We start from the raw sequence: 2,212 nt of genomic DNA, 5'->3' as shown, positions 1-2,212 counted from the left end.
CCAAGCCTTGGTCAGCATTCCAATGCGTGGCCAAGCCGATTCGCTGAATTTGGCGGTGGCCACAGGGGTGCTGTTGTATGAAATTTTGGCACAGCGCTAATCAAAAAAATGGCCTGTAATTCCAATCATTACAGGCCATTTCGAGTTTATTTATTGCTTATCGGGGCAAAAACTTGATACGAGCTGGTTAAGTGATATACGCCTACCCCGAGGGAGTTGGTTGTACCAACTTGGCTGAAGTTTCCTGCAATATACAGATAATTTGGCGAGGTGGCAATGACGTAGACTGGCCCATTTGGGGCTTGGCTCAGCGCCTGCCATTGCGTGCCATTCCAGCGGGCGAGGTTCTGGGCGGCAATCCCATTGACGCTGGAAAAAGCGCCCCCAACATACAAATATTGATCAGTGAAGGTAGCTAAACTATAGCCATCACCATCAAGCAGGGCAATATCTTCGACCATTTGGGTTGTTAAGTTATAGCGTTGGAGCTTGCGACCATTGATCAAGTAAAAATCGCCACGCCATACGACAACTGGGTAGGATGTCAGCTGGACAGGATAGCTATTCTCCCAACTATTGAGTGTATCCCAGCTACTGCCATTCCAATGGATAAGCTGAAGTTGCGCTCTAACCACAAGCTGATAAAACTCACCATTAACTTCAAATGGCACACAGATATCACACGCGCCAGCCACCTCGAACTCGCTGGTTTCTTCAGACCAAACGTTGCTCCGCAACCGGAGAACTCCATCGACTGGCCTACTATACATCACGACGCTACCAGCAGACCCCAAGAGATCCTTGCCACTTGTGTTCCAGCCACCAAACCAACCACCAATGTCAATATTGGGGTTCCATGTGCGGGTAAGGCGATCCAAGCGCCAGACATTACCCCAAACCTGACGGTCAATACTCCCTTCGAAGCGCGTCGTATAGTAGACGCTATTATCTGCTGTTTTGAACAGCGTTGGAACGATCGTAGTGGTAAACGATTCTGTATTGGAAGAGCCTTGCCACAATTGACCATTCCAAAACAACACTGTCGGCGCTGCCTGCCGATCAAGATAGGTAGGCCGACTGGTTGCCCAAACATGATCTACGTCGCCAACCAGCGACACAATGCTTGGTGCTTGCCAAGCTTCACCAATCAGCTGAAGGGTTGTGCCATTCCAGCGTTCAACGGTAAAGGTACAGACAAGATTTGGGCATTGCTGATTTTCCGCTGGCAGCCCAATAATATATACATCAGAGCCAATCGCTACTAATTGGCTAATGCTTGTGTAACTATGCGGCAGATTAACTGTTTGCCATTGATTATCCACTAGTCGAAGCACCACCCCATAGCTATCGTTGGCATTTCCATCACCATCAGCTTGCGCCAGATAGAGCGAGCCATTAGCGTTGGTGAGTTTGGTGAATTGACCAGGCAGGCCTGTTCCGAGTTGAACCCAACGTTCATTTTGCCAGCGAAATACAAACGTTTCATTGAAATAAGATTCATTCGCCAAGAGATAAATGGTCTGATCAATACTTATTAAATTGGCCTTATAGATAAATCCACTGGGAATGGCTGGGAGCACGAGAATTTTCCATATACCAGCTTTCCAGCTTGGGATCGTACCATATGGAACTGTTTGATTATTAAATGTTCGAAAATCACCATGGATCATTAAGGTATCGGTACTTGCAACCGTCATATTAATCTGACCATTAGCAGAACCAAATGGGATTGCATCGGTTGCATTCCATCCAACCACACCGTTTGCTGGTTGACCATGAAATTGAGTAAAATTGCCGCCGATGATCAGCATAGTGTTAAGCACGGTCAGGGCATTAACTGCCGTGGTCTGGGTTGGGCTATTATTAAAAGACCCTTGAAATCCGCTCCCAAGCTGCATCCAATCTGCCCCATCCCATTGCACAAGCTGGGCAAATGGTTGGCCAGCCCATGTGCGAAATGCGCCGCCTACGGTCAGCTTGTTATTAAAAAAAGCCATGCTCTGCACCCGATCAACATCAGCGCCCGAGGTTGCCAAACTATGCCATTGGCTACCATCCCAACGAGCTAACCCATTAGCAGCGGTATTGTTGATATTGCTAAAGGCTCCGGCAATATACAAATTCTGGTCTGGGCCGACAATAGCATGGCGAATCAGCGCTGGATTGCGTAGATGGCTCGCAAGGTTGGGGTTCCATGAACCTTCAATTGGGG

At 48.0% G+C, this 2,212-nt stretch carries 1 pseudogene; it reads right to left on the bottom strand.

Annotated elements, in window-relative coordinates:
* Window positions 1–146: 146 nt before the first annotated feature.
* Window positions 147–2,212, bottom strand: a pseudogene (locus tag DEF47_RS14160) (hypothetical protein); the annotation flags it as partial.

This window comes from Herpetosiphon sp. (assembly GCF_003512625.1).
Taxonomy (GTDB): Bacteria; Chloroflexota; Chloroflexia; order Chloroflexales; family Herpetosiphonaceae; genus Herpetosiphon; species Herpetosiphon aurantiacus.
This window is presented reverse-complemented; position numbering and strand designations above follow the sequence as displayed.